This window comes from Streptomyces sp. NPDC022910, assembly GCF_055561075.1.
The window spans coordinates 44277-63551 of sequence record NZ_JBVHHL010000023.1; the positions used below are offsets into that span (position 1 = coordinate 44277).

The 19275-nt window shown below is 70.8% G+C and carries 19 protein-coding genes and 2 pseudogenes; 14 read left to right on the forward strand and 7 right to left on the reverse strand.

Annotated features, from left to right (window positions below):
- Positions 1–12: 12 nt before the first annotated feature.
- Positions 13–339: a hypothetical protein gene (locus ACZ3TS_RS22105; RefSeq protein ID WP_467620353.1), complete on the reverse strand. Its 327-nt coding sequence runs from the start codon at positions 337–339 to the stop codon at positions 13–15.
- A gap of 136 nt (positions 340–475) precedes the next feature.
- Entirely contained in the window at positions 476–1396 is a 921-nt protein-coding gene (locus tag ACZ3TS_RS22110; RefSeq protein WP_467620518.1) for a class I SAM-dependent methyltransferase, read from the reverse strand.
- Between the two features lie 288 nt (positions 1397–1684).
- On the opposite strand from ACZ3TS_RS22110, the gene rpsA reads away from it, so the two are divergent.
- The 5 genes from rpsA (at position 1685) to ACZ3TS_RS22135 (ending at position 7172) form a co-directional block, all read left to right on the forward strand.
- Complete coding sequence (rpsA, locus tag ACZ3TS_RS22115) at positions 1685–3175, forward strand: 30S ribosomal protein S1 (RefSeq protein ID WP_310775576.1); 1491 nt, start codon at positions 1685–1687, stop codon at positions 3173–3175.
- A 309-nt stretch (positions 3176–3484) separates the two neighbouring features.
- Positions 3485–5011, forward strand: coding sequence for a flavin monoamine oxidase family protein (locus ACZ3TS_RS22120; protein WP_467620521.1), 1527 nt, complete (start codon positions 3485–3487; stop codon positions 5009–5011).
- 130 nt (positions 5012–5141) lie between these two features.
- On the forward strand, positions 5142–6080 hold the full coding sequence (locus tag ACZ3TS_RS22125; RefSeq protein ID WP_467620356.1) for a PAC2 family protein: 939 nt from the start codon (positions 5142–5144) through the stop codon (positions 6078–6080).
- A gap of 52 nt (positions 6081–6132) precedes the next feature.
- Positions 6133–6741, forward strand: a complete 609-nt coding sequence (gene coaE / locus ACZ3TS_RS22130; protein ID WP_467620357.1) for a dephospho-CoA kinase — start codon at positions 6133–6135, stop codon at positions 6739–6741.
- Positions 6742–6791: 50 nt separating this feature from the next.
- Positions 6792–7172, forward strand: a complete 381-nt coding sequence (locus ACZ3TS_RS22135; protein WP_467620359.1) for a tetratricopeptide repeat protein — start codon at positions 6792–6794, stop codon at positions 7170–7172.
- A gap of 70 nt (positions 7173–7242) precedes the next feature.
- Here ACZ3TS_RS22135 and ACZ3TS_RS22140 read toward each other — a convergent pair whose 3' ends face one another.
- Entirely contained in the window at positions 7243–7509 is a 267-nt protein-coding gene (locus ACZ3TS_RS22140) for a DUF6343 family protein (RefSeq protein ID WP_467620361.1), read from the reverse strand.
- A gap of 116 nt (positions 7510–7625) precedes the next feature.
- Here ACZ3TS_RS22140 and ACZ3TS_RS22145 point away from each other — a divergent pair, with 116 nt between their 5' ends.
- The 3 genes from ACZ3TS_RS22145 (at position 7626) to ACZ3TS_RS22155 (ending at position 10011) form a co-directional block, all read left to right on the forward strand.
- Entirely contained in the window at positions 7626–8609 is a 984-nt protein-coding gene (locus ACZ3TS_RS22145) for an acyltransferase domain-containing protein (RefSeq protein ID WP_467620364.1), read from the forward strand.
- 107 nt (positions 8610–8716) lie between these two features.
- A complete protein-coding gene (locus ACZ3TS_RS22150) occupies positions 8717–9442 on the forward strand; it encodes a class I SAM-dependent methyltransferase (RefSeq protein WP_467620367.1) in 726 nt (241 codons plus the stop codon).
- A gap of 119 nt (positions 9443–9561) precedes the next feature.
- On the forward strand, positions 9562–10011 hold the full coding sequence (locus tag ACZ3TS_RS22155; RefSeq protein ID WP_467620369.1) for a DoxX family protein: 450 nt from the start codon (positions 9562–9564) through the stop codon (positions 10009–10011).
- A gap of 78 nt (positions 10012–10089) precedes the next feature.
- On the opposite strand, the gene ACZ3TS_RS22160 is transcribed toward ACZ3TS_RS22155, so the two are convergent.
- The gene (locus ACZ3TS_RS22160) at positions 10090–10818 is read right to left on the reverse strand and encodes an RNA-binding S4 domain-containing protein (RefSeq protein ID WP_467620372.1); all 729 of its coding nucleotides are present in this window, start codon (positions 10816–10818) and stop codon (positions 10090–10092) included.
- A gap of 108 nt (positions 10819–10926) precedes the next feature.
- Here ACZ3TS_RS22160 and ACZ3TS_RS22165 point away from each other — a divergent pair, with 108 nt between their 5' ends.
- Positions 10927–11628, forward strand: a complete 702-nt coding sequence (locus tag ACZ3TS_RS22165; RefSeq protein WP_467620375.1) for a uracil-DNA glycosylase — start codon at positions 10927–10929, stop codon at positions 11626–11628.
- Between the two features lie 431 nt (positions 11629–12059).
- On the opposite strand, the gene ACZ3TS_RS22170 is transcribed toward ACZ3TS_RS22165, so the two are convergent.
- A complete protein-coding gene (locus ACZ3TS_RS22170) occupies positions 12060–12731 on the reverse strand; it encodes a GntR family transcriptional regulator (protein ID WP_467620378.1) in 672 nt (223 codons plus the stop codon).
- Positions 12732–12883: 152 nt separating this feature from the next.
- Between ACZ3TS_RS22170 and ACZ3TS_RS22175 the strand changes: the two genes are divergently transcribed.
- On the forward strand, positions 12884–14359 hold the full coding sequence (locus ACZ3TS_RS22175; RefSeq protein ID WP_467620381.1) for an NCS1 family nucleobase:cation symporter-1: 1476 nt from the start codon (positions 12884–12886) through the stop codon (positions 14357–14359).
- Between the two features lie 2 nt (positions 14360–14361).
- Positions 14362–15108: an aspartate/glutamate racemase family protein gene (locus ACZ3TS_RS22180; RefSeq protein WP_467620384.1), complete on the forward strand. Its 747-nt coding sequence runs from the start codon at positions 14362–14364 to the stop codon at positions 15106–15108.
- Here ACZ3TS_RS22180 and ACZ3TS_RS22185 read toward each other — a convergent pair.
- Together ACZ3TS_RS22185 and ACZ3TS_RS22190 are read right to left on the reverse strand one after the other, a co-directional pair.
- A complete protein-coding gene (locus tag ACZ3TS_RS22185; protein ID WP_467620387.1) occupies positions 15065–15481 on the reverse strand; it encodes a RidA family protein in 417 nt (138 codons plus the stop codon). The two genes, ACZ3TS_RS22180 and ACZ3TS_RS22185, sit on opposite strands and share 44 nt — an antisense overlap.
- 148 nt (positions 15482–15629) lie before the next feature.
- A complete protein-coding gene (locus ACZ3TS_RS22190) occupies positions 15630–16151 on the reverse strand; it encodes a hypothetical protein (protein ID WP_467620390.1) in 522 nt (173 codons plus the stop codon).
- Between the two features lie 178 nt (positions 16152–16329).
- Here ACZ3TS_RS22190 and ACZ3TS_RS22195 point away from each other — a divergent pair.
- The 3 genes and pseudogenes from ACZ3TS_RS22195 to ACZ3TS_RS22205 form a co-directional block, all read left to right on the forward strand.
- Positions 16330–16641: pseudogene (locus tag ACZ3TS_RS22195) on the forward strand (IS110 family transposase); the annotation flags it as partial.
- A 24-nt stretch (positions 16642–16665) separates the two neighbouring features.
- Positions 16666–16734: pseudogene (locus tag ACZ3TS_RS22200) on the forward strand (DUF7873 family protein); the annotation flags it as partial.
- A 687-nt stretch (positions 16735–17421) separates the two neighbouring features.
- Entirely contained in the window at positions 17422–19221 is a 1800-nt protein-coding gene (locus tag ACZ3TS_RS22205) for an FUSC family protein (RefSeq protein ID WP_467620393.1), read from the forward strand.
- The last annotated feature ends 54 nt before the right edge of the window (positions 19222–19275 follow it).

Here is a 19275-nt window from a genome sequence, read left to right on the forward strand (position 1 = left end):
CAGGCGGCACCGTCAGGGCAGAAAAGCGTGGTGGCACCGGCGGCAGAAGAGCTTCCTGTGCCAGTCGGCCCGCTGCCTCGCCGTCTGGGCCACCTTGTCACGCAGCGACACGAACCACAGGCCCCCGCCGGCCACCCCGACGAACCCCAGCCACGCCTCGGAGACGAGCAGTGCGCAGCCCAGGGTCAGCAGTCCGAGCGGCGCCGTCCAGCGCTCGTCGTGCAGCGAGGGACGTGCGAGGTGTGGTGCCTGGGCCCGCCCCTCGGGCGGCAGCGTCCTCCAGTGGGCGCTGAGCTTCGTGGTCCTGTCACTCTGCTCGCAGACCGGGCAGATGTGCATGCGCCCACCCCCGAACGCCCCGTACTGCGCAGCGCAGCCCTGAGGGACGACTTGCCGACCAGTCGTTTGTGCCCTGCCCGTACCCCGGCCATACGCGTGGGGCCGCCATCGCCGCGGATTGGCCGGAACCGCCCCCTCAGCCCCGGTCGCACACGAATATCGCCGTCCCCGGTATCAGGCTGCCGCGCAGGGGTGACCACCCGCCCCACTCCGTCGTGTTCCAGGCCGGCCACTCCGGCTCGACCAGATCGACGAGCCGGAAACCGGAGGCCGCGATGTCCCGGACCCGGTCGCCGAGCGTCCGATGGTGCTCGACATACACCGCCCGGCCCCGCTCGTCCTGCTCCACGTACGGAGTGCGGTCGAAGTACGAGGCCGACACCGACAGACCCTCGGGCCCCGGCTCGTCCGGGAACGCCCAGCGGATCGGGTGCGTCACCGAGAAGACGAAACGGCCGCCGGGACGCAGCACCCGGTGCACCTCGCGCAGGACCAGGACCGGGTCCGCGACGAACGGCAGCGCCCCGTAGGCGGAGCACGCCAGGTCGAAGGACGCGTCCGGGAAGGGCAAGGCGGCCGCGTCGGCCTGGACGAGGGGGAAGGCCCCGCCGATGCGGAGGGCGTGCTGGAGCTGGCGGTGGGACAGATCGAGGGCCACCGGACGCGCGCCCTGGCCGGCCAGCCAGCGCGAGCACTGCGCCGCCCCGGCCCCGATCTCCAGGACGTCCTTGCCCTTGAGGTCCTCCGCCGGGCCGAGCAGCTCGGCCTCCACCTCGTCGAGGCCCTCGGGGCCCCATACGAAGCGGTCGTCGCCGAGGAACGTGCCGTGCTCGATCTGGTACTCGTCCGCGTTCCGGTCCCACCAGCCCCGATTGGCCCTGGAACTCTCCGTGGCCCCCGCCGTACGCCGGGTGGCCTCAGGCTCGAACTGTTCGGGCTCTTGGATGATCGGCTCCCTCGTCGTACTCTTCCGTCCAACCCGCCTCGGCGGTGTCACGGAAGAGGTGTCCTGGGCTTCCGTGCCCCGTGGCGTTGCCCGATGTGCGGGGCGTCGCATGGCGTCTTGTGCCAGGAATGCGGTGATCCGCCCCGGGTGTGCGGCTTCGCGCATTGACCCTGTCCGGCTGCCCCCGTATGCTACAAGTTGCGCTGCGGGCCTGCGCACCTCAGACGTAGCAGGCTGCGCTCGCATCTGTTGTATGTCCCCTCGGTTCTCGAGGCGCCATCGGACACCTGGTGTCCAAAGGTGGCGCTTCCTTGGCTGTCCGGCTTCTACAGAGCGAAACGGGCTCCCGGCGTAAGCAGTACCTACGACTTCAATGTCCGTACCGGAGCCCTTTCCCACATGACGAGCAGCACCGAGACCACCGCCACCACCCCGCAGGTAGCGGTCAACGACATCGGTAACGAGGAAGCCTTCCTCGCGGCGATCGACGAGACGATCAAGTACTTCAACGACGGCGACATCGTCGACGGCGTCATCGTGAAGGTCGACCGGGACGAGGTCCTGCTCGACATCGGTTACAAGACCGAAGGTGTCATCCCGAGCCGCGAACTCTCGATCAAGCACGACGTCGACCCGAACGAGGTCGTTGCCGTCGGCGACGAGATCGAGGCCCTTGTCCTCCAGAAGGAGGACAAGGAAGGCCGCCTGATCCTCTCGAAGAAGCGCGCACAGTACGAGCGTGCCTGGGGCACCATCGAGAAGATCAAGGAAGAGGACGGCATCGTCACCGGTACCGTCATCGAGGTCGTCAAGGGTGGTCTCATCCTCGACATCGGCCTCCGCGGCTTCCTCCCGGCCTCTCTTGTCGAGATGCGCCGCGTCCGAGACCTCCAGCCGTACGTCGGCAAGGAGCTCGAGGCGAAGATCATCGAGCTGGACAAGAACCGCAACAACGTGGTTCTGTCCCGCCGCGCCTGGCTCGAGCAGACCCAGTCCGAGGTCCGCCAGACGTTCCTCACGACCCTGCAGAAGGGTCAGGTCCGTTCCGGTGTGGTCTCCTCGATCGTCAACTTCGGTGCCTTCGTGGACCTGGGTGGCGTCGACGGTCTGGTCCACGTCTCCGAGCTGTCCTGGAAGCACATCGACCACCCGTCCGAGGTCGTCGAGGTCGGCCAGGAGGTCACCGTCGAGGTCCTCGACGTCGACATGGACCGCGAGCGCGTCTCCCTGTCGCTGAAGGCGACCCAGGAAGACCCGTGGCAGCAGTTCGCCCGCACCCACCAGATCGGCCAGGTCGTGCCCGGCAAGGTCACGAAGCTGGTTCCGTTCGGTGCGTTCGTCCGCGTGGACGAGGGCATCGAGGGTCTGGTCCACATCTCCGAGCTGGCCGAGCGCCACGTGGAGATCCCGGAGCAGGTCGTCCAGGTCAACGACGAGATCTTCGTCAAGGTCATCGACATCGACCTCGAGCGCCGTCGCATCAGCCTCTCGCTGAAGCAGGCCAATGAGTCCTTCGGTGCCGACCCGGCCTCGGTCGAGTTCGACCCGACCCTGTACGGCATGGCTGCGTCCTACGACGACCAGGGCAACTACATCTACCCCGAGGGCTTCGACCCCGAGACCAACGACTGGCTCGAGGGCTACGAGAAGCAGCGCGAGGAGTGGGAGCGCCAGTACGCCGAGGCGCAGCAGCGCTTCGAGCAGCACCAGCAGCAGGTCATCAAGTCCCGCGAGGCCGACGCTGCCGCCGCTGCCGAGGGTGGCGAGGCCGCCGCTCCGGCCGCGACCGGCGGTTCGTACTCCTCCGAGGGCGGCGACACCTCCGGTGCGCTCGCCTCGGACGAGGCGCTGGCTGCCCTGCGCGAGAAGCTGGCCGGCGGCCAGAGCTGACGCTCACCGCTGAGGCTTAGCCCATAACCGAGGGCCCGCACCCCACTGGGGTGCGGGCCCTCGGTGCGTCGTCCGCTGCTCCGGGTCTGCGGTGGCGGCCCCGCTATGTGCAGCCCGTTGAACGTGTGCGCGCGCAGCAACGTGCGGGATACACGAACACCAGTGGGACCGTAACCGGCCATTGACACGCTTCCCCGGTCGTTCAAGATCGAAAGGGGAGCTCACCACATGGCACAGCCTCACAGCCTGCCGGGTACGAGTCGGCGATCGTTCTTGCGGAATGTCGGTCTCACCGGTGGCGCCGGCGCGATGTTCGCCACCATGGGCGCCCTCGGCCTCGCCCCCACCGCCGAGGCGGCCCAGCGCGACCAGCAGTTCCGCGCCCTCAAGCCGAGCGACTTCACCCTCACCGGACGTGCCGCCGCGAAAGTCGTCATCGTCGGCGGCGGCATCGCCGGACTCGCCACCGCCTACGAACTCGGCAAGGCGGGCTACGACTGTACGGTCCTGGAGGCCAGAGACCGCACCGGCGGCCGCAACTTCACCGTCCGCGGCGGCGATTCGACCACCGACCTCAACGGCAACAAGCAGACCGCTCACTTCGGCGAAGGCCAGTACATGAACGCCGGTCCCGCCCGCATCCCCCAGTGGATGGTCACCCTCGACTACTGTCGGGAACTCGGCGTTCCCATCGAGGTGTTCACCAACGTCAACGCCGACGCGTACCTCTTCAACGAGAAGTCCGGGATGACGAAGCCCGAGCGGTACCGGACCGCCAAGGCCGACGTGTACGGCTATGTCTCCGAGCTGCTCGCCAAGGCGACCGACAAGGGGGCCCTGGACAAGGAGTTGACCGCCTCCGACCAGGAGATGCTTGTCGAGTTCCTGAAGGACTGGGGGGAGTTGGGCGACAAACTGACCTACGACGGCGGCGAACGGCGCGGCTATTCGGTCGTTCCGGCCGCCGCCGGCACCCCCGGTGTGCTTCTCGGCGACATACCCACCGCCTCCGAGGTCTTCGCCAGCGGCGTCGGCCGCTACTTCTCCTTCGAGTTCGGCTTCGACCAGGCCATGCTGATGTTCCAGCCGGTCGGCGGCATGGACCAGATACCCAAGGCGCTCACCCGGGCGATCGGCGCCCACCGGATCCGTACGGGCGCCGTCGTCTCGAAGATCACCGACAAGGGGAGCGGCGTCTCCGTCACCTACACCGAGGGCGGCCGCACGAAGGTCGTCGAGGCCGACTACTGCGTCGCCGCGATGCCGCCCAACATCCTCGCCAAGGTCCCGCACAACCTGGGCTCCGGCGTTCAGACCGCGCTGGAGGCCATCACCCCGTCCTCGGCCGCCAAGATCGGCCTGGAGTACAGGTCCCGCTGGTGGGAGCTCGACCACGGCATCTACGGCGGCATCACCGAGACCGATCAGGACGTCACCCACATCTGGCACCCCTCGTACGGCTTCCAGGGCGAACGAGGCGTGCTGATCGGCTACTACAACTACGGCGGCGACGCGGACTCCTACGCCAAGCTCACGCCCAAGGAGCGCGAGCAGCGGGCGGTGGCCGCGGGCGTGAAGATCTACGGGGACAAGTACCGGACCGAACTCGCCTCCTCCTTCTCCCACCACTGGCGCCAGACGCCCCACTTGGAGGCCGCCTGGCACGACACACCGGGCGGCCCCGACGACGCCCGCTACAAGCCCCTGAACGAGCCCACCGGCCGCGTCTACTTCGCCGGCGACTGGCTCAGCTACACCGACGCCTGGCAGCACGGGGCGTTCACGTCCGCCCGCAGGGCGGTCACCGCGCTCCACGCGCGCGTGCTCTCCTCGTAGGTCATCCGGGGTCTTAGGGTGCAGGAGAGTCCTGAGCAGTGACTGAGTGTCGTGGTCGCGGGGCACGGTCGGGAATGACCGTGTCCCGCCCCGCGTTGTGGAGTACGAACACGAGGAGGAGCGGTCTACAGTGCTTGATCCGCAGGGTTTGTACGCATGGGAGCCGAAGGGCCTGGCCGTCGTCGACATGGCGCTTGCCCAGGAGTCGGCCGGACTGGTCATGCTCTACCACTTCGACGGCTACATCGACGCGGGGGAGACCGGCGACCAGATCGTCGACCGGCTTCTCGACTCACTGCCCCACCAGGTCGTGGCCCGCTTCGACCACGACCGGCTCGTGGACTACCGCGCGCGGCGCCCGCTGCTCACCTTCAAGCGTGACCGCTGGACGGACTACGAGGAGCCCACGATCGACGTGCGCCTCGTCCAGGACGCCACCGGGGCGCCCTTCCTGCTGCTGTCCGGCCCGGAGCCGGATGTGGAGTGGGAGCGCTTCGCCGCGGCCGTCCGGCAGATCGTGGAGCGGCTCGGCGTCCGTCTGTCCGTGAACTTCCACGGCATCCCCATGGGCGTGCCGCACACCCGGCCGGTGGGCGTCACCCCGCACGGCAACCGCAACGACCTGGTGCCGGGCCACGGCAGCCTCTTCGAGGAGGCCCAGGTCCCCGGCAGCGCCGAGTCCCTGGTCGAGTACCGGCTCATGGAAGCCGGGCACGACGTCCTGGGCGTCGCGGCGCACGTGCCGCACTACATCGCCCGCTCCCCGTATCCGGACGCGGCTCTGACCGTCCTGGAGGCCATCACGGCCGCGACGGGACTCGTTCTGCCGAGCGTCGCCCACTCCCTGCGCACGGACGCGTACCGCACGCAGACGGAGATCGACCGGCAGATCCAGGAGGGCGACGAGGAACTGGTCGCGCTCGTGCAGGGCCTCGAGCACCAGTACGACGCCGCCGCGGGTGCCGAGACGCGCGGCAACATGCTCGCCGAGCCCGTCGAGATCCCGTCCGCGGACGAGATCGGGCAGGAATTCGAGCGTTTCCTGGCCGAGCGCGAGGGCGACGGCTGACCGCAGGGGCCTGTCACCGGGACCGTCGGTGGCAGGCCGTAGGCTTCCCGTCATGCTGAAGGTGGGCCTGACCGGCGGTATCGGTGCCGGCAAGAGCGAGGTGTCGCGGCTGCTCGTGGAGTGCGGGGCCGTGCTGATCGACGCGGACCGTATCGCGCGCGAGGTCGTCGCACCCGGAACGACCGGGCTGGCCGCGGTCGTCGAAGCCTTCGGGGCAGAGGTCCTCGCGCCGGACGGCGGACTGGACCGGCCCAAGCTGGGCTCCATCGTCTTCGCCGACCCGGAGAAGCTCGCCGTCCTGAACTCGATCGTGCACCCCTTGGTGGGCGCACGCTCCCGCGAACTGGAGAGCGCCTCACCCGGCGACGCCGTGGTCGTCCATGACGTCCCGCTCCTCGCCGAAAACGGGCTCGCCCCGCTCTACGACGTGGTGATCGTCGTCGACGCGAGCCCCGCCACCCAGCTCGATCGGCTCGTCCGCCTGCGCGGCATGACCGAGGAGGACGCACGCGCGCGCATGGCCGCCCAGGCGACACGCGAGAAGCGCCTGGAGATCGCGGACATCGTCATCGACAACGACGTGCCGCTGGAGCAGCTGGAGCGGAGCGTAAGGGACGTATGGGCGGATCTCGTGCGCAGGGCACAGCGCCCACAGGAATAGCGCTTGCCCCCGGGGGCGTTGAATTCCTCCAGCAAGGGAAGGACTCTGCCGTGCCCGAGACCAGCGATCCGACCGGACGTACTCCGGAGACGCATGTGATCGACTTCCGCGCCGCCGAGCAACTGCTCGCCGCGCGGGACCCACGGGGCGCGGTGAAGCTGCTCGACGCGGTGATCGCCGCCCACCCCGAGAACACGGCGGCGCGGCTGCTGCGCGCGCGTGCGTTCTTCGCCGCCGCGCAACTTCGGCCCGCCGAGCTGGAGTTCGGCATCGTGCTGGAGCGCGAGCCGGACAACGCGTTCGCGCACTTCGCACTCGCCCGCACGTACGAGCGCCTGGCGCGGCCCGAGCAGGCGAAGCGTCACTTTCGGTTGGCGGCCGCGCTGGATCCGAACCCTCAGTACCTGAAGGCGGCGCGTTTCGACTCGTAGGCGCGCGGCCGCGCCGCGCCCGGCGCGTGGCAGCGACAGCTCAGAGGGCGGCCCAGGCCCCGCGGCGGGGTCACCGGCGACGGTCTTCCGGTGGCGGATACGGCGGGACCTCGCGGCCCGGCTGCCAGTGGGGACCCTGGTGCAGATGCCGCAGGATCAAGGCCATGTCGACGGCCACCACAAGCCACAGCACGCCACATGCGACCGCCCAGCCTGGGAGTCCGACGAGGGCGAAGACGACCGTTCCGAAGGTGGCCCATATCAGGCCCCAGACGCTCAGCCAGAAGCGTGCCCGCAGGGCACTGCGCGCTGTCGTTGGTTCACTGCCCGTACGCATCCAGATCACCACTCCTATCCGGACAAGTACCCTTCGAGGTGCACGTTCACCATGGAGCGGCGACCGGATCCGGAAGGCCGCGGAAGGCGCGGGGCGGGTCCCTGGGGGAGGCGACGGTGCTGAAGGCATTGCGGGCGGACGCGAGGCTCGCCGAATGGCTGAAGGACCTCGCGAGCGAGGGCGACGCGCCCGTAGAGGCGGCCCTGCCCGACGCGGACGAGCTGCCCGACGTCCTGCTCGACCTTTCCGTACCCCACCAGGACATCAACGACCTCGTCGCGCTGCGCGTCCGGTTGGCGCAGGACACCGAGGCGATGACGCTGCTGACGCGGTGCGTCGCCCGTTTCGTTCGGGACATGGGGGAGATAGGCAAGGGCTGGGAACCGCCGTCGTTCCCCGACTCGGCAGGGGCGCTCGGTCGGTTCTTCCACCTGTACGTCTTCGTCGCCGCGCTTCCTCACGTGCGCGCCTACCACCGGGAGCGCGGTGTCCCGGAGGAGGTCACCCGCCGCACGCTGGCCGACCTCGGCCGGCACATGGCCGTGCACCGGCGGCGGCGCGGCACGGGCGGGCTGCTGTTCCCGTGGTGGCTGGCGCTGCACTTTCACGGGGAGCTGTTCCAGCTGGGGCGGCTGCAGTTCCAGCGCGCGCGGCTGGGGCAGCGCACGGGGCGGGCCGTCGCGGCGGCGGGCCGGGGGCTGGGCCCCGGCGACCCCTGTCTGAGCCTGCACATACCCGACTTCCACGGCCCGCTGTCGCCGTCCGCCTGCGAGCGGTCCCTCGCGCTGGCCCGTGACTTCTTCGCCGAGCACTACCCCGACGAGCGCCACGAGATCGCCCTGTGCCACTCCTGGCTGCTGGATCCGCAGCTCAAGCGTTATCTGCCGGCCGACTCCAACATCATCCGCTTCCAGGACCGCTTCGAGCTCGCGTACCAGGAGACGACGCCGGACGACGGCGTGCCGGTCGGCTTCGTCTTCGGCGACCCCGAACTGCCGGTGGAAGGGCTGCCACGGCGGAGCAGTGTCGAGCGGGCGGTGGGGGACCATCTGCGGGCCGGCGGGCATTGGTACGGAGGGCATGGCTGGTTCGTTCTCTGACAGATCCCCGTGCAGATGTTCCGCCGTCGAACGTTCACCCCATCGGGTGATGGGGGAGGGGGAACGGGGCGCGGAAGGCGGTCCGTTGGACGGGCATGAGGGTGAAAATGCGGGACGGTTACCAGGGCACGGGCCCCGGCGCGATCACACCCGACGGCTGCGCGGTCGAGTTGTACTCGCGACTGCCCGTCGGGGACGAGCCGGACATCATCGCCGCGGCGGTGCCCGCGGGCGCGCACATTCTGGAACTGGGCAGTGGTGTGGGGCGGATGACCCATCCGCTGCTGGAGCGCGGTTTCACGGTCACGGCGGTGGACGAGTCGCCGGAGATGCTGGAGCGTGTGCGCGGCGCGCGCACGATATGCAGCCCGATCGAGGCCCTCGCTTTGGACGACACGTTCGACGTGGTGATGCTGGCATCGTTCCTCGTGCACGCGGGGGACGTGGAGGTGCGGCGAGGACTGCTGAGGGCTTGCGCGCGGCATGTGGCCGACGACGGGTGCGTGCTGATCCAGCGCGAGGGTGAGGACTACCACTCGGACGTGCCACGCGAGCGGGTCGACCCGGGAGGCTTCACCGTACGGATCGTGTCCTCGCAGCCGGTCGGGGACGGGGTCAACTCGGTACGCGCGGAGTACGAGTTCTCCGACGCGACCTGGACACAGACGTTCCTGACCCGGCCGCTGAGCGAGGAACAGTTCGAGGAGGCGCTGGGGGAGGCACAGCTGAGGGTGGACCGCTATCTGACGGAGGACCGGGTGTGGGTGAGGGCGGTGCGGACGGAGCAGAGGGGGTGGGCGGAGCGGCAGCCGGGAGGGCGGCGGGCCCGGTGAACGCAGCGGCACCGGGTCGCGTGCCTGTGAAGGGTCCGGCCGGGAGGCGATGAGTTGGGGGACCGGGGCGGGTCTACCTCTGTGAAGCACCGCTGATCCGTTTCCCCGAGGAGGACCCCATGTCCGAGACCACCGCTTCCGCCACCCACGCCGCCACCACCTCTGTGGGTCGCGGGTACAGCCGGAGCCGTCGCGCCGAGATCTCCCTGCGCGCTCTGCAGATCGCGCTCGCGCTCTTCTACGGGATCGCGAGCGCGCTGCCCAAGCTGATCGCCGACCCGTCGGCCGCCGAGCCGTTCGACAAGATCGGCTGGGGGAGCACGGGGATGTACATCATCGGCGCACTCGAACTGGCCGGAGCGGTCGCGCTGCTGATCCCGGTGTTGTCGTCGGTCGCGGCGGTGGCGCTGTCCGGGCTGATGGTGGGCGCGTTCATCGTCCAGCTCACCGTCTTCGAGGGTCAGTACGCGGCGACCCCGCTGATCCTCATGGTCCCGCTGCTCCTGATCGCCTGGGCCCGCCGCCACCGCACGGCAGACCTGATGCGCCTGGTACACCGCCGGGCATGACCACCCCGCACACGAAACCGAGGGCGTCGGGGACGGGACGGATCAGATCCGTCCCGTCCTGTCCCGTCCTCAGAGCCCTCAGAGCCCTTCGGAGCCGCCCCGGCCACCCGGCCGGCTCCGACCTCCGGACCGCCGCTGGCTCCCCGACCGGTCCTGAGCCCCGTAGGCGTCCGCGAAGCCACCGCCCGGTGCCGCTTTCAAGCCGCGGAGGCGTTCCATCTCACGGCGGTCGCGCTTGGTGGGGCGACCGGCGCCGCGGTCGCGGATGCCGGCCGGAGCCATGGCCTCGCGCGGCGGCGGGGGCGGGCTGTTGTCGATGTAGCACTGGACGGCCACCGGGGCCCCGACCCGCTTGCGGATCAGACGCTTCACGATGACGACCCGCTCCCGGCCCTCGTGCCGCAGACGCACCTCGTCGCCGACGCGGACCGCGTACGCGGGCTTCACACGCTCGCCGTTCACCCGCACATGACCGCCCCGGCAGGCGGTGGCACCGATCGAGCGGGTCTTGACGAGCCGCACGGACCAGATCCAGCTGTCGATGCGCACGCTCTCTCCGCTCGACGGACCGGCCGCCTCGGCGGCGGCCTCCGCGTCGGCTTTCTTCGTGCCCACGGCCTTCGGGTCGGTGGGGCCCGAGGAGTCGGCCGCCCGGCCCTCCTCCGCCGCGCCGGGGTTCCGGCCGTCCGCCTCGGGGGCCCGGCTCGTCCCGGATTCCCGGCTCGTCCCGGATTCCTGGCCCGTGTCAGCCGCACGGGTCGTGTCGGTCCCGCCCGGCCTGTCGTCGTCCGCACCTGCAGAAGCCATGTTCCCGACCTTAGTCCCCTGAGCTGGGTGGACCGGACGGCTTTTCCACACGGCGGCCGTAGGCAGCCCCGGCTCGGGGCCGCCCCCGCCCGGCCCTACGGTGGAGGCATGGACAGCAGCAGTCTCGCCGGGCTGGACGAGCGGATCACGGGCTGCCGTGCCTGCCCGCGCCTGGTCGCGTGGCGGGAGGAGGTGGCTCGTACCAAGCGTGCCGCGTTCGCCGACTGGACGTACTGGGGACGGCCGGTACCGGGCTTCGGACCGCCGGACGCCAGGTTGCTCGTGGTCGGTCTCGCGCCCGCGGCCCATGGCGGGAACCGGACCGGGCGGATGTTCACCGGGGACCGGTCCGGAGACGTGCTGTACGCGGCACTGCACGCGGTGGGGCTGGCGTCGCAGCCCACGTCGGTGTCCGCCGACGACGGTCTGGAGCTGTACGGCGTGCGCGTCACCTCACCGGTGCACTGTGCCCCGCCCGGCAACAAGCCGACGCCTGAGGAACGGGACACCTGCAGGCCGTGGCTCGTCCAGGAGCTGCGACTGCTGCGCCCGTCGCTGCGCTCCGTGGTCGCGCTCGGCGCCTTCGGCTGGCAGTCCACTCTGAGCGCTCTCGCGGAGGCGGGCCGGCCGGTGCCACGGCCCCGGCCCGTCTTCGGGCATGGGGCCCGGGTCTCGCTGGACGGACTGGAGCTCTTCGGCTGCTTCCACGTCAGCCAGCGCAACACCTTCACGGGACGGCTCACCCCCGAGATGCTGCGGGCCGTGCTGCGCACGGCGGCGGAGGCGGCGGGGCTGCCGACCGAGCGGTAGACCGGGGTGAGGGGGCCACGGTGTGGTGGCTCCATCACGCCTCGCGCGGCTTCGAGCTGATCGCGGTGGACGGCATCGGGCGCGCGATGGGGACCAGGGCCCTGGTGGCGGCGACGGGCACGTACACCGCCACCGAGCGGCGTCCTCCCCGGACGCGGCTCGGGCGACGTGAGCGTGGGCTCGGACGACGCGAGCCCCGCAATCGGCCGCTGGGCGACCGTGTACGTCTTCGCCGACCCCGTGTCGACGCTCCACCGGTAGCGCGCGAGCTCGCCGGAGGCATCGGCGGCGTAGCCGGTCACCGCGCTGACGCCGGTCATCGCGCCCACGCCGGCGATCGCCGCTCCGCTCAACAGCCCCGTCTGCCGACCATGTTCCCTCGCCCGTTGGTGTCGGAAAGGTCGGAAACGTGTTGACAGCCGGTTGACGCTTCACTCCGGGCGCCGCTGTTCCACGCCGGTCTCCCCGAACAGGTGCCGCACCGTCGAGCGATAGTTGGCCTGGACGTGCGCGAGGGCGTGCGCCCGGGCGCGATCCGGGTCGCCGGAGGCGATCGCCTCGTACAAGTCCCGGTGTTCGGTGAGGAGTTGCGGCCATTCCTCGTTCTGGCGGGTGAGCCAGCGCAGTCGGCCATCGACCGGCTCCATGACGGAGATGAGCAGACTGTTGCCCGCCATGGCCAGGATCCGGTCGTGGAAGCGGGTGTTGACGTCGGTGATCGTCTCGGCGTCCCCGGCGGCGGTCGCGGCCGCCGCCTGGTTCAGCAGTTCCGCCAGTTCCGCCAGGCTCTTCGCGGTCGCCCGGACCGAGGCGAGCCCGGCGGCGTAGACCTCCAGGGCCTCGCGCAGTTCGAAGAGTTCCTTGACGTCCGTCGGAGTCAGCCGGCGCACGACCGTCCTGCGCGGTGTCTCGAAGAGGACGAACCCCTCGGCGACCAGCGCGCGGATCGCCTCGCGGACCGGGACACGGGAGACCCCGAAGCGCTCGGCCAGCTCGCGCTCGACCAGGCGGTCGCCGGGGCGCAGCCGGCCCGCGATGATCTCCTGCCGCAGCGCCGCCAGGACGCGCTCGCGCACCGCGCCCAGGGGCTCGATCTTCGTCATGGGCTCATCTTCGCCGACACGAGGGGGCTTTTACGGAGCCGTAACGGCACGGACATCGGTCGGGACGCTTGACGGCGGGACCATGTCAGCAGTTTGGTATACCAAACGCCCGGCAAGCCGTCCTCCTCCGTCCCCTCGTCCATGGAGGCCCTGTGTCCCTCGCCGACCGCGCCGAAGCCACCGGCGCCCCAGCGTTCGTCCCCGATCCTCGCCTGACCAACGAAGACCTTGCGCCCGCCACCGAGCGCAAGTGGAAGGTCTTCGACCTGTTCGCCATGTGGATGTCCGACGTCCACAACCTCGGCAACTACACCTTCGCCGCGGGTCTGCTGGTCCTCGGCATGAACGTCTGGCAGATCTTCACGTCTCTGCTCGTCGGCTTCGTGCTCATCTATCTTGGAATGAACCTGATGGGGAAGATCGGCCAGCGGCACGGGGTCCCCTTCCCGGTCGTCAGCCGGATCAGCTTCGGTGTGTGGGGCGCCAACATCCCCGCTCTGATCAGGGCCGTGATCGCCATCATGTGGTACGGCATCCAGACCTACCTCGCCTCCGTCGCCGTCAACGTCATGCTGCTCGCGGCCTGGCCGGGGCTGAAGTCGTGGACCCACCACTCGTTCCTCGGTCTGGACGCGCTGGGCTGGACGTCGTTCGCGGCGCTGTGGCTCATCCAGGCGCTGATCATCAGTCAGGGCATGGAGTCGGTACGGAAGTTCCAGGACTTCTGCGGCCCCGCCATCTGGCTCGTGATGATCACCCTCGCCGTGTGGATCCTCGCCAAGGCCGACTGGACCATCTCGCTCACCTCGACTCCGCACCCGGTCTCCACCGGCGAGCAGTGGCGGCAGTGGTTCGGCGCCATCGGGCTCGTCCTCGCCACCTACGGCACCCTGATGCTCAACTTCTGTGACTTCTCCCGCTTCGCACCCGGCTACCGGACCGTCAAGCGCGGCAACTTCTGGGGCCTGCCGATCAACTCGACCGCCTTCGTGATCGTGTCGGTCATCGTCACCGCCGGCTCGATCGAGGTGTTCGGCGAGGCCATCACCGACCCCGCACTGCTCGTCGCCAAGGTCGGCAACACCTGGGTCCTGGTGCTGGCCGCGTTCACCTTCGCCGTCGCCACCATGGGCGTCAACATCGTCGCCAACTTCGTGTCACCCGCCTACGACCTCGCCAACGTCTGGCCGCAGAAGATCAGCTTCAAGGTCGGCGGCATGATCAGCACGGTCGCCGCGCTGGTCGTCACCCCCTGGAACCTCTTCTCGAACCCCACCGTCGTCAACTACTTCCTCGGTGGCCTCGGCGCCTTCCTGGGCCCGCTGTTCGGCGTGATCATGCTCGACTACTACTGGGTCAAGCGTGGCCGCATCGACGTCGACGAGCTCTTCAGCGCCGAGCCCGGATCGCGCTACTACTACCGCAAGGGAGTCAACCCCAAGGCGCTGTGGGCGTTCCTTCCCTCGGCGGCGGTCGCGGCGGTACTCGCGCTGGTCAAGGACTTCAGCGCCGTGGCCCCCTACTCCTGGTTCATCGGGACCGCGCTGGCCGCCGCGCTGTACGCGGTGCTCTGCCGCTTTGAGCGCGCGGCGGAGCCCGCTCCGGCAGCCGCCGTCGTGGAGGGCTGAGCGTGCGGATCGTCGTCACCAACTGCAACACCACGCAGGAGATGACCGAGGAGATCGTACGAGGTGCCCGGGCCGCCGCCGGTCCGGGCACCACCGTCACCGGACTGACCCCGGCATGGGGGCCCGAGTCCGCGGAGGGCTGGCTCGACAGCTACCTCTCGGCCGCCGCCGTCCTCGACGCGCTGCGCACCTACGAGGGCCCGTACGAGGCCGTGGTCATGGCCGGGTTCGGGGAACACGGGCGCGAGGGCGCGCGGGAGATGCTGGACGTGCCGGTCGTCGACATCACCGAGGCGGCGGCACATCTGGCCTGTCTGCTGGGCCGGCGGTACGGGGTGGTGACCACGTTGGAGCGCTCACGCGGCCAGATCGAGGACAGCCTGTACACGGCGGGCGTCCTGCAGAACTGCGCGGCCGTGGTCGGCACCGGCCTCGGCGTCCTCGACCTCGGGGATGCGGCCCGCACCGAGGAGGCCTTCATGACCGCGGCCGAACGGGCCCGGCAGGCCGGCGCCGAGGTCCTGGTACTGGGCTGCGCCGGGATGACCGGACTGCAGCGGACGGTGGCGGAGAAGCTGGGGCTGCCTGTGGTCGACGGAGTGGCGGCGGCGGTGAAACTCGCGGAGTCACTGGTGTCCCTGGGACTGACGACGAGTCGAGCGGGCGGCTGGGCGAAGCCACTGCCGAAGAGGAGGGAGTGGGGCGCTAGGCGTCCTCACGGCCCTCGGGAACGACGGCCGTCGCCGTGATCTCCACCAGTTGGCCGGTGTACCCGAGGCAGGCCACGCCGATGAGCGTCGACGAGTGCGGCCCGGTGCTGAGCCCCGAGGCCTCGACCACGTCCCAGACCGCGGAAAGCACCGCGGGCTCGCTGCTCACCACATGGACATCCGTCGACACGACATGTGCCATGTCGCTGCCGACCGCGCGCAACTGCTCGTCGAGGTTGGCGAGCACCTGCTCGGCCTGTCGCACCGGATCGCCCTCGCCCACGAGCTTCCCTTCGGCGTCGAGCGGCACGGACCCGGCGAGGAACGCGAGCCGGGTTCCCGCCTCCACGAGGGACGCGTGCGCGTAGTGAGGTGGCGGAAAGAGGGCGGGAACGGTGACGCGCTTCAGCATGAGACTCCCGGAGAACGGGTGCGGTCCGGACCGGCCGTGCGCCGGTGGAACCGCAACCCGCCGATCATGCGGGTTCGGCACGGCGACCGCATCCGAATTCATCCAGGCGTCCGGCCACGAGTAGAGCCTCGCGGCCCGGCCCGTCCCATCACGGCGTGCGACCATCGCCTTGACCACGTGCTTGCCTCTCGCACTCCTGGGCAAGGGGCGGGTACGCCTCGGCGATGGCCGCGCAGATCCGCCGCCGCAGAAGAGCCACGGCCTCCGCCCGCTCGGAAGCGCCCCCCTGTCCGGGGAGTCCCTCCAGGAGCTGGTCGTAGTGGCGCAGTCGCTTCCGGAGATAGTCGACCTTCCAGGGGTCGAGTGCGGAGCGGTCGGCGGGGACGGATGGCGGGGCACTGCCCGAGGCGCCGGGTGGGACGCCGCCGAGGAGGGCCAGCGGGCTGCTTCCGGCTCCCGTGACCGCACCACCGGCCCGCCGCCGCTCCCTCTCCGTCCGCGCCCGGTGCTCCACGGCCCGCAGCGCCAACGTCCCCGGGTCCAGACGCGGTACGTCGATCGGCTCGGTCCTGATCCGCTCCAGCACCGCCTGCCCTGGACATCGCAGCGCCTCCCGCAGCTCCGCCTGCGACACGTGCCGTCGGCTGCCCTCTTCCTCGTATCCGGCCATGACTGCGCCCCCGTCACTCCGTCTTTCGTCACGCTCCGTGACGACATGATTCATTGGTAACGCGCGGCACTGACATTGATGCTGATACTCAGGTTCCGGTGGCCGTGGGTCGGGTACTGACTGACGTCCTGCTGGGCTGTCCTGCCGCTGTTCTGTCCGGCCGCGGGGACCTGTTCTCATGGCTCCGGCCGGGCGGAACATATCGACGGCGGCACCGGACACAGCGCACCAGGATGTGTTCGGCGGGGTCGACTCCCATGCCGACACCCTCCACGTCGCGGTCATCAGTGACAACGGCGGCCACCTCGCGGACGCCGAGTTCACCACCACCACCACCGCCGGATACGCCGCGGCCCTGGCCTTCCTCACCGCCCACGGCCACGTGATCGCGATCGGCGTGGAAGGCACCTCCTCCTACGGAGCCGGCTTCACCCGCGCCGCGATCTCACACGGGCACCATGTCGTCGAAGTCAACCGGCCCGACCGGGCCGAACGCCGCCGCATCGGCAAGTCGGTGCGGACGCTGCGTACGAAGAAGGTGCCCCGGAACCACGTGAAGGCGGAGGCCACCGAAAAGCACCCCTACCTGTTCGGGTAGCCTCCAGAACTCCCCGGCCACCACGAACGGCGGCCGGGGTGCGCGAGGAGCGCAAGCTGAAGCTGAAGCTTGTCGCGACTGCGCGGTTCCAGTGGAGGTTCGAATCCTCCCCGCGGCACAACTTCCCGCCGCCGGTAGCCCAATTCGGCAGAGGCAGACCGCGATCAATCTCAGACTCTCGCTCCAGACTCAGCATTCGCCGCCGATCGCCGGATCGACCGGGCCCGGGCCCCGGACGTCGAAGTGCTGGTTCAAGTCCAGCTCGCGCAGCTCGATGCGCAATGGTCCAAAGGCAGGACGCGGCGACATCACGACTGACCTTGGTCCTCGAGCGTGACGGCGTGCCCACATGGGCGGCATTACAGGGCCCGGGGGCCGACTACGCACTCGGACCCGCTCCTGTCCCGCAGCGGCCCGGGAGCCCCGCCCTCACGATTGCGTTCATAAAGAACGCGGCCCCGCCCCTCCTTTCACACCGCCGAAACCTGTACGTCCCATCCGCTCCCGGCACGCGCCCTACCGTGGTACCCACACCGCCCGGCCACCGTCGCCCGAAGGCACACCCGCCCTCGACCCGACAGGAGCTCCGTGCCCCCGCGCCCGCCCATCGCCGTTCGCGCTCTGCCCCTGCCGCCCTGGCTCGCACACGCCCTGCGCGCCCAGCGTGGGCCGATGCCCTGGAATGCCGTCGTCCGGGGGGCTCTCGCCGCCGGGCCCCTACTGCTCGCCGCCGTCCTCGCCGGCCGCGCGTCGGCCGGTGTCGTCGCCGCCCTCGGCGCCATGCTCGCCGGTGTCAACGACCGGCCCGGCAGCCGGCGGGCCTCCGTGAAGCGGCTGGGTGTGCCCGCACTCGCCGGGGCCGTCGGGCTGCTCGTCGGGACGTACGCCGGCCAGCACACCGGGGCCGTGGTCCTCACCCTCGTGCTCACCGGCCTGGGACTCGTCGCAGGAGCCGTCAGCGCGGTCGGGCCCGTCGCCTCCGGTGCCGGGACGCAACTGCTCGTCGCCTCCGCCGTCGGCGCCGGGATGCCGCTGCCCGAGCCCGGGTGGCAGCGCGCCCTCTTCTACCTCGCCGGTGCCGGCTGGCTGCTCGCGCTGCGGCTGGTGCTGCCGACGCCCGGCGCGACCGCCGGCGACTACCGGTTCGACGGGGAACGCGTCGCCGTCGCCGGGGTGTACCAGGCCGTCGCCGACCTCCTCGTGGCCACCGGAACCCCGCAGGCCCCCGGGCGACGGGCCGCCCTCACCGCCGCCCTCGACCATGCGCAGGACGCCCTCGCCGGTCCGCGACTGCGCCGGTACGCGTCCTCCTCCGCCGAACGGCGCCTGCACGCGCAGTACACCGCCGCCCTGCCGCTCGCCGAGGCCGCCACCGCGCTCGCCTGGGCCGGGGACACCGTGCCCGAGCGCGCCGCGGAGGGGCCCCGCCGACTCGCGGCCGCGGTGCGCGGCAACACGCCCACCGGTCCGCTGCCCGCGCCCGCCCGCAGCGCACCCGCGCTGCGCGCCCTCGACGACGCCCTCCTGCACGCCGCCGACGCCTTCGACCGGGGCGGCGACGGACGTGACCTGCACACCCGGCGGCGTGCCGCCACGTCCGTGCTGCGCATCGTCCTGGGCACCGGCGGGCGGGAGTACGGACTCCGTGTCGCCCTGTGCTTCGGTGCCAGCGCGGCGGTCGCGCAGGCCCTGCACCGGGCCCAGTGGTACGGGCACCACGCGCACTGGTACTGGCTGCCCGCCACCGCCGTCTTCCTCGTCAAGCCCGACCTCGGGCCGCTGGTGTCGCGCGTGCTGTGCCGGGCAGCGGGGACGGTGCTGGGTGCCGTCGTGTTCGCCGGACTCGCCGCGGTGCTGCCGCGTCCCGCCGGGCTCATCGCGGTCGTGGCCCTGTGCGGGGCGCTCATCCCCGTCGCCACGCGCCACTTCGCCGCGCAGACCGCCGTCGTCACCGCCCTCGTCCTCGCCCTCGTCATGGTCGGCGGGGAGCCGGCGGCGTCCTGGAGCCGGATCGGCGAGACGCTGGTGGCCTGCGGGATCGTGCTGCTCGTCGGGCATCTGCCGGCGCCTGGACAGCGCGGCGGCACCGTACGGGCGCGACTGGTGCGCGCGATGGACGAGGCGCACGCCTACCTCGCACACGTACTGACCCGCGAGGACGACCGGGCCGGGCGCTGGGCGCTGCGCCGCGAGGCCTACCGTGCCCTCGCCGAGGCCCGCGCCGCGCTCGACCTCGCGGCCGCCGAACTACCCGCCCTCGCCCGGCACACGGAGGGCATGGACGAGGTGGCCGCGACTCTCGAACGGCTCGTGGACACGACCACCGCGTGCGCCGTGCACCTCGACGACGCGGGACGGCTCACGCCCCGCCACCGGGAGCGGCTCACCGAACTCCTGGCCGAACTCGCCGAGCGGCGGCAGCAGGCGGGCATCGGCGCGACGGAACCGCAGCCCCTGCCCCTGGCGGTCTAGGACCTGTCGTCACACTCCCGCCTGGCTCGCGACGCCATGCACGCACTCTCGGCT

Coding starts and splice junctions, on each gene's coding strand:
- ACZ3TS_RS22105 (WP_467620353.1), bottom strand. CDS start 339: ATGCACATCTGCCCGGTCTGCGAGCAGAGTGACAGGACCACGAAGCTC.
- ACZ3TS_RS22110 (WP_467620518.1), bottom strand. CDS start 1,396: ATGCGACGCCCCGCACATCGGGCAACGCCACGGGGCACGGAAGCCCAG.
- rpsA (WP_310775576.1), top strand. CDS start 1,685: ATGACGAGCAGCACCGAGACCACCGCCACCACCCCGCAGGTAGCGGTC.
- ACZ3TS_RS22120 (WP_467620521.1), top strand. CDS start 3,485: ATGTTCGCCACCATGGGCGCCCTCGGCCTCGCCCCCACCGCCGAGGCG.
- coaE (WP_467620357.1), top strand. CDS start 6,133: ATGCTGAAGGTGGGCCTGACCGGCGGTATCGGTGCCGGCAAGAGCGAG.
- ACZ3TS_RS22140 (WP_467620361.1), bottom strand. CDS start 7,509: ATGCGTACGGGCAGTGAACCAACGACAGCGCGCAGTGCCCTGCGGGCA.
- ACZ3TS_RS22150 (WP_467620367.1), top strand. CDS start 8,717: ATGCGGGACGGTTACCAGGGCACGGGCCCCGGCGCGATCACACCCGAC.
- ACZ3TS_RS22155 (WP_467620369.1), top strand. CDS start 9,562: ATGTCCGAGACCACCGCTTCCGCCACCCACGCCGCCACCACCTCTGTG.
- ACZ3TS_RS22160 (WP_467620372.1), bottom strand. CDS start 10,818: ATGGCTTCTGCAGGTGCGGACGACGACAGGCCGGGCGGGACCGACACG.
- ACZ3TS_RS22165 (WP_467620375.1), top strand. CDS start 10,927: ATGGACAGCAGCAGTCTCGCCGGGCTGGACGAGCGGATCACGGGCTGC.
- ACZ3TS_RS22170 (WP_467620378.1), bottom strand. CDS start 12,731: ATGACGAAGATCGAGCCCCTGGGCGCGGTGCGCGAGCGCGTCCTGGCG.
- ACZ3TS_RS22185 (WP_467620387.1), bottom strand. CDS start 15,481: ATGCTGAAGCGCGTCACCGTTCCCGCCCTCTTTCCGCCACCTCACTAC.
- ACZ3TS_RS22190 (WP_467620390.1), bottom strand. CDS start 16,151: ATGGCCGGATACGAGGAAGAGGGCAGCCGACGGCACGTGTCGCAGGCG.
- ACZ3TS_RS22205 (WP_467620393.1), top strand. CDS start 17,422: ATGCCCTGGAATGCCGTCGTCCGGGGGGCTCTCGCCGCCGGGCCCCTA.